Here is a 6,893-nt window from a genome sequence, read left to right as displayed (position 1 = left end):
TTGGGCTTGGCCTCGGTGGCCTCGGCGGTGTCCACGGCCGTCACGGCTGCCTCGGGGGCTGCCTCGGCACTCGCTTCGGTGGCCTTGCTCGCCGCGGTCTTGCGGGTGCGGCGGGTCTTGGGCTTGGCCTCGGTGGCCTCGGCGGTGTCCACGGCCGTCACGGCTGCCTCGGGGGCTGCCTCGGCACTCGCTTCGGTGGTCTTGCTCGCCGCGGTCTTGCGGGTGCGGCGGGCCTTGGGCTTGGCCTCGGTCGCCTCGGCGCCTTCCGCGGTCTCGGCGGTCACCTCGCTCGCCGGGGCGGCGTCCTCGGTGGTCGCCGTCGCCTTGCGGGTGCGACGCGTCCTCGGCTTGGCCTCGGCGGTCTCCGCCGTGTCGACGGCGGCCTCGGCGGCCGTCTCCGTCGCGGCCGTCGCCTTGCGGGTACGGCGGCGCGGCGCGGCGGCCGGAGCCTCGGTGGCCTCGGTCTGCTCCTGGGCCGACGGGGCCGACGGGGCGGTCGGCTCGGTCGCCGGCGTGACCTCGGCAGGAGCCGGGGCGGCCTCCGCCGACTTGCGGGTGCGGCGGCGGCGCGACTTCGCCGGGGCCTCGGCCGTGTCGAGCTCCGTGCCCTGCGACGCCGTGACCGCGGCCTCGGCGGCCGGCGCCGTCTCGGCCGTCGTGGCGGCGGAGACGGCCGGGGCCGTCGTGGCGGCCGCGGAACCGCCGCGGGTGCGGCGACGGCGGCGCAGGACGCGCGAGCCTTCGGTGCCCTCGGCCGTCGCGGTCGCCTCGGCGGCCGGAGCCGCCTGCTCGGCGCCCGCCTCCAGCGGAGTCCCGCCGCGCGTACGGCGGCGACGGCGCGGAGTACGGCTGCGCTCGCGCTCCGCCTCGCGGTCGTGGGAACGGGACTGGGACTGGGCCTCGTCGCGGCGGCCGCCCCGGCCACCACGGCCGCGGGCACCCCGCCCGCCCGGCTCGCCCAGGTCCTCGAGCTCCTCGGCGTCCAGGCCGGCGCGGGTGCGCTCGGCACGCGGCAGGGTGCCCTTCGTACCCGCGGGGATGCCGAGGTCGGAGAACAGGTGCGGGGAGCTCGAGTACGTCTCCGGCGGGTCGTTGAAGTCCAGCTCCAGCGCCTTGTTGATCAGCTGCCAGCGCGGGATGTCGTCCCAGTCGACCAGGGTGATCGCCGTACCCTTGGCGCCCGCGCGGCCGGTGCGGCCGACCCGGTGCAGGTACGTCTTCTCGTCCTCCGGGGACTGGTAGTTGATGACGTGTGTGACACCCTCGACGTCGATGCCGCGCGCGGCCACGTCGGTGCAGACGAGGACGTCGACCTTGCCGTTGCGGAAGGCGCGCAGCGCCTGCTCGCGGGCGCCCTGGCCGAGGTCGCCGTGGACCGCGCCGGAGGCGAAGCCGCGACGCTCCAGCTGCTCGGCGATGTCGGCCGCCGTGCGCTTGGTCCGGCAGAAGATCATCGCGAGTCCGCGGCCCTCGGCCTGCAGGATGCGGGAGACCATCTCCGGCTTGTCCATGGAGTGCGCGCGGTAGACGAACTGCTTGATGTTCGCGACCGTCACGCCCTCGTCGTCCGGCGCGGTGGCGCGGATGTGCGTGGGCCGGGACATGTAGCGGCGGGCGAGACCGATGACGGCGCCCGGCATCGTGGCCGAGAACAGCATGGTCTGCCGCTTCGCCGGCAGCATGTTGATGATCTTCTCGACGTCGGGCAGGAAGCCCAGGTCGAGCATCTCGTCGGCCTCGTCGAGGACCAGGCACTTGACGTGCTTGAGGTTCAGCTTCTTCTGGCCCGCGAGGTCGAGCAGGCGGCCCGGGGTGCCGACGACCACGTCGACGCCCTTCTTCAGGGCCTCGACCTGGGGCTCGTAGGCGCGGCCGCCGTAGATCGCCAGCACGCGCACGTTACGGGCCTTGCCCGCCGTCAGCAGGTCGTTGGTGACCTGGGTGCACAGCTCGCGCGTGGGGACGACGACGAGCGCCTGGGGAGCGTCGGTGAGGGCCTCGGGGGCGGCCCGGCCGGCCTCGACGTCGGCGGGGACGGTCACGCGCTCGAGGAGCGGAAGGCCGAAGCCGAGGGTCTTGCCCGTGCCGGTCTTGGCCTGGCCGATGACGTCCGTGCCCGAGAGGGCGACGGGGAGGGTCATCTCCTGGATGGGGAAGGGGGTGATGATGCCGACGGCTTCGAGGGCCTCGGCGGTCTCGGGAAGGATCCCGAGCTCTCGGAACGTCGTAGTCAGGGTGCTGCCTCTTCTGTGTGCGCGGTGCGAGGCGAGCGCGGGGGTCGTGTCGGACCGTGCCGGGGACGTCGGCTGCCTTACGGAAAGCCGGACAGGCAAGCCGTAGTGCACGGGACCTCTGCCGACGCTCGAGCGCTCGTACCGCTGAGGGTGTCCCCCCTCCGGGGCCGTACGCGTGGTGCCGTACGGTCGGGGAGGGCTGTCGGGTCGGAGCCGATCGGGCCACCGACCGGGCATCCTCATACGTGCGGCCCGTCGAGACACTACGTCGGAACACGACCGAGTATTCGGCAGGCGCATTACCACCATACCCCGGATCGGCGCACACGCGATGGCCGATTCGGTCACGTTGTCGTCGTCACATCCGCCCGGCGGCCGCCGGCACGGCCGCCGCCACTGTGGTGACCAGGGCCTTCCGTCGCGCGGCGAGCGGGCTATTGTGCGCTGCATGACGAGCTCTGACAAGCCTGACCACGCCTCCGACGCACCCACGGGAGTCGCCGCCCAGGACTGGGCGACGGCCTCCGCCGAACCGCAGTACCGGGCCGCCGTCGTGGACCTGCTCGGCGCGCTCGCCTACGGCGAGCTGGCGGCGTTCGAGCGGCTCGCGGAGGACGCCAAGCTCGCGCCCACGCTGGCGGACAAGGCGGAGCTGGCCAAGATGGCGTCGGCCGAGTTCCACCACTTCGAGCGGCTGCGCGACCGGCTCACCGAGATCGGCGAGGACTCGACGGTGGCGATGGAGCCGTTCGTCGCCGCGCTGGACGGCTTCCACCGGCAGACCGCGCCCTCGGACTGGCTGGAGGGCCTGGTCAAGGCGTACGTCGGCGACTCCATCGCCAGCGACTTCTACCGCGAGGTCGCGGCCCGCCTGGACTCCGACACGCGCTCGCTGGTGCTGGCCGTGCTGGACGACACCGGCCACGCCGGGTTCGCCGTGGACCGGGTGCGTGCGGCGATCGACGCGGATCCCCGGGTGGGCGGGCGCCTGGCGCTGTGGGCGCGGCGGCTGATGGGCGAGGCGCTGTCGCAGTCGCAGCGGGTGGTGGCCGACCGGGACGCGCTGTCCACGATGCTCGTGGGGGGTGTCGCGGACGGGTTCGACCTCGCGGAGGTCGGGAGGATGTTCTCGCGGATCACCGAGGCGCACACCAAGCGGATGGCTGCGCTGGGCCTCGCGGCCTGAACGCCGCTTCGCTCCGTGGGGGCGCGTTCCGCTGTCGTGCGGCTGCGGGTCTGCGCGGCCGGTCGCGCCGTTCGCCGCGCCCCCAGGGAGCTGCGCCTTGCGCCTGCGGGTCTGCCGCGGCCGGTCGCGCGGTTCCCCGCGCTCTCAGGTGGTTGCTCCTCGCGCCTGCTTCCAAGGCCCCCGTCCGCTACGCCGTCGCTGATCGGCGAAGGCGGCCCGCCGGGCGCAGGAGCAGGGACAGGGACGCCGCCGAGACGATCGTCGCGCCGATCAGGCTGGGCAGGACGCTGCCGGTTCCGAGGGCGCTGTGGGTGACGAAGTCGCCGAAGAGGGCGCCGGCGACGCCCGTCGCGAGAACCAGTGCGCGGGCCGGCAGCCGGTGCGACAGGCGGTGCAGCGCGGCCCACGCCAGGACCAGACCGAGCACTGCGGAGCCGAGCGCTTCGAAGATCATCGCGGGTCCCTCCCAGACGACCGGACATTGCACCGAACGCGATACGTATCCGGTACCAAGGTCGTAGCCCGTCATACCCGTGACCTGCGGAAGCCAATCCTCGGCTGTGGAGTTGCCGTGCTCCGTCCGTGAAGAGCCTGTGACCGGAAACGCCGGAGGGGGCCGACGGTTCCACACCGTCGGCCCCCTCCGCGCACGCCTCCGCGGCGCGGTGTCCCTACAGCGCGCCGAAGCCCACCTTGCGGGGGGCCGGCTCGCCGATCTCGACGTAGGCGAGGCGGTCGGCCGGGACCAGGATCTTGCGGCCGTGCTCGTCCTTGAGGCTCAGCAGCTGTGACTTGCCGGCCAGCGCCGCGGCCACCGCCTGCTCGACCTCCTCGGCGCTCTGACCGCTCTCCAGAACGATCTCGCGGGGCGCGTGCTGCACGCCGATCTTGACCTCCACGGCTATGTCCCTCCGACGGTCAGTGAAGTGCGCGACCTTCCGCGCCGTACCCAGCACACATTAGCCCGGTGAGGGGACCCGCACGCTCCGCGCCGGGCACGCCAACAGCGAACAGCCGACGGGAACAAACTCCCGCCAACAGCGAACAGCCGACGGGAACAAACTCCCGTCGGCTGTCGCGCACCCCATCGGAGCGTGTGTCAGTGGTGCTGCTCGGTGCCGTGCAGCGGGAAGCCGGCGATGCCACGCCAGGCCAGCGACGTCAGCAACTGCACCGCCTGATCGCGCGGCACGCTGCGGTCGCTGTGCAGCCAGGAACGGGCCACCACCTGGGCGAGGCCGCCGAGGCCGGAGGCCAGCAGCATCGACTCCGCGCGCGAGAGACCGGTGTCCTCGGCGATGACGTCACAGATCGCCTCGGCGCACTCGTTCGTGACCTTGTCGACGCGCTCGCGCACCGCGGGCTCGTTCGTCAGGTCCGACTCGAAGACCAGGCGGAACGCGCCGCCGTCGTCCTCGACGTACGCGAAGTAGGCGTCCATGGTCGCCCGCACGCGCTGCTTGTTGTCGGTCGTCGACGCCAGCGCGTTGCGTACGGACTGGATCAGGGACTCGCAGTGCTGGTCCAGCAGCGCGAGATAGAGATCGAGCTTGCCCGGGAAGTGCTGGTAGAGCACCGGCTTGCTGACGCCGGCGCGCTCGGCGATGTCGTCCATGGCGGCGGCGTGGTAGCCCTGCGCCACGAAGACTTCCTGGGCGGCGCCCAGCAGCTGGTTCCGTCGGGCACGGCGCGGCAGGCGCGTACCCCGCGGGCGTGCCGCCTCTGTCTGCTCGATGGCTGTCACGCCGCCTCCCAATGTCGTCCACATGCGGTGTGCGCCGCGCGGCCATCGTACTTTTCGGTAACCCGGGTGTGCGCGGTGCGAGCGCAGAATTTCACGGACCGGACGGTGACGAAAGTCGGGTAAAGGGTTTCAAACCTGCTCCGAGCGGGCAAAAAATGGCCTCTCTCCAGCTCAGCGAGGTGCCCGGACGTCAGCGGTAGTCGTCCTCGTCGAGCGAGACGACGCGCGCCTGCTCGATCAGGTCGGCCTCGTTCGCCCGGGCGGGGTCCACGCCGGTCAGCGGGTCGTCGCGATCGGGCGCGACGTCGGCGTGCTGCTCGGCTGCGTCCGCGACGGGCGCCTCGACGTCGAATTCCGTGGCGCCCTCCTCCTCGATCTCCTCGAACGTCTCGGGGTCGGTGGGGTCGACGGCCATGGACGGGCTCCCTTCCTACGAATGTCCCTGGAGTAGCAGGGGGTCACACTCGGGTGCCCTGTCCTGAGCGTAGGAGACACCCGGTGCGGACGCCATGCCGTGCGCGGCTGTACGCGTGCGAGGCCGTACGACCGCGCCCGGCCGTGTGCCCCTTGAGGTGCCGGCGACGCCTGTGACGCCGAACACGTGAACCATTGCGTGATCGTCTCGTAACATTGCCGCATGTCTTCGACCGAGCTGCCGTCCGTGCCGCCCACCAACCTGGCCCCGAAGGCGGCGCCCGTCAGGGTTTCGGAGGGCGAGCGGCTGGCATCGGTCGGACTGCCCGGCATCACGCTCACCGTGCGCTCGCGGCCCGCAGCGCGCGAAGGGCTGCCGCCCGCGCTGTACGTCCACGGGCTCGCCGGTTCCTCGCAGAACTGGTCGTCGCTCATGGCCGAGCTGGACGGTGTCGTCGACAGTGAGGCCGTGGACCTGCCGGGCTTCGGCGACTCGCCGCCACCGGACGACGGCGACTACTCCATCAGCGGGCACGCGCGTGCTGTGATCCGCTACCTCGACGCCTCCGGGCGCGGCCCGGTCCACCTGTTCGGCAACTCCCTCGGTGGCGCCGTCTCTACGCGCGTGGCCGCCCAGCGCCCCGACCTGGTCCGCACGCTCACACTCGTCTCACCCGCGCTGCCGGAACTGCGCATCCAGCGCTCCGCCGTGCCGACCGCGCTGATCGGCCTGCCCGGAGTGGCGTCGCTGTTCACCCGGATGACGCGCGACTGGACGGCCGAGCAGCGCGTCCGCGGCTCCATGGCCCTGTGTTACGGCGACCCCTCGCGCGTGTCGCCGGAGGCGTTCCGGTACGCCGTGGAGGAACTGGAGCGGCGCATGCAGCTGCCGTACTTCTGGGACGCCCTGGCGCGCTCCGCACGGGGGATCGTCGACGCCTACACGCTGGGCGGTCAGCACAGCTTGTGGCGGCAGGCGGCCCGCGTCCTCGCGCCCACCCTGCTCGTCTACGGCGGCCGTGACCGGCTCGTCGGCTTCCGCATGGCCCAGAAGGCGGCGCGCACCTTCCGCGACGCCCGTCTGCTGACGCTGCCGGAGGCCGGGCACGTGGCGATGATGGAGTACCCCCGGGCGGTGGCCGCCGGGTTCCGTGAGCTGCTGGCCGACGTGGAGCGGTCCGCGTCCGGTTCCGCCACTGTGTCCTTGCCCGAATCCGAGTCCGCGAGCCAGGGGAGCTGAGGGGCGACGTGGGACGCCACAGCAGGCGGGGGCCCGCGCCCAAAAAGGCGCCTGGCGACACCACAGGGGGGACGG

Annotated in this window: 7 protein-coding genes; 2 read left to right on the top strand and 5 right to left on the bottom strand. The window is 72.6% G+C overall.

Going from position 1 to position 6,893, the window contains the following annotated elements:
- On the bottom strand, positions 1-2,141 hold a 2,141-nt coding region (locus tag ACZ67Q_RS09065; protein ID WP_471178421.1), incomplete at its 3' end, for a DEAD/DEAH box helicase.
- A gap of 541 nt (positions 2,142-2,682) precedes the next feature.
- On the opposite strand from ACZ67Q_RS09065, the gene ACZ67Q_RS09060 reads away from it, so the two are divergent.
- Positions 2,683-3,420, top strand: coding sequence for a ferritin-like fold-containing protein (locus ACZ67Q_RS09060; RefSeq protein WP_471178418.1), 738 nt, complete (start codon positions 2,683-2,685; stop codon positions 3,418-3,420).
- A 187-nt stretch (positions 3,421-3,607) separates the two neighbouring features.
- Here the strand turns inward: ACZ67Q_RS09060 and ACZ67Q_RS09055 are convergent, their stop codons facing one another.
- The 4 genes from ACZ67Q_RS09055 to ACZ67Q_RS09040 form a co-directional block, all read right to left on the bottom strand.
- The gene (locus tag ACZ67Q_RS09055; RefSeq protein ID WP_471178416.1) at positions 3,608-3,874 is read right to left on the bottom strand and encodes a hypothetical protein; all 267 of its coding nucleotides are present in this window, start codon (positions 3,872-3,874) and stop codon (positions 3,608-3,610) included.
- A 217-nt stretch (positions 3,875-4,091) separates the two neighbouring features.
- A complete protein-coding gene (locus ACZ67Q_RS09050; protein ID WP_361631291.1) occupies positions 4,092-4,319 on the bottom strand; it encodes a DUF3107 domain-containing protein in 228 nt (75 codons plus the stop codon).
- A gap of 200 nt (positions 4,320-4,519) precedes the next feature.
- Complete coding sequence (locus tag ACZ67Q_RS09045; RefSeq protein WP_471178412.1) at positions 4,520-5,164, bottom strand: TetR/AcrR family transcriptional regulator; 645 nt, start codon at positions 5,162-5,164, stop codon at positions 4,520-4,522.
- Between the two features lie 190 nt (positions 5,165-5,354).
- On the bottom strand, positions 5,355-5,579 hold the full coding sequence (locus tag ACZ67Q_RS09040) for a hypothetical protein (RefSeq protein ID WP_471178409.1): 225 nt from the start codon (positions 5,577-5,579) through the stop codon (positions 5,355-5,357).
- Positions 5,580-5,801: 222 nt separating this feature from the next.
- Between ACZ67Q_RS09040 and ACZ67Q_RS09035 the strand changes: the two genes are divergently transcribed.
- Positions 5,802-6,818, top strand: a complete 1,017-nt coding sequence (locus ACZ67Q_RS09035; protein ID WP_471178406.1) for an alpha/beta fold hydrolase — start codon at positions 5,802-5,804, stop codon at positions 6,816-6,818.
- The last annotated feature ends 75 nt before the right edge of the window (positions 6,819-6,893 follow it).

This window comes from Streptomyces sp. NPDC036813, from assembly GCF_055609245.1.
This window is presented reverse-complemented; position numbering and strand designations above follow the sequence as displayed.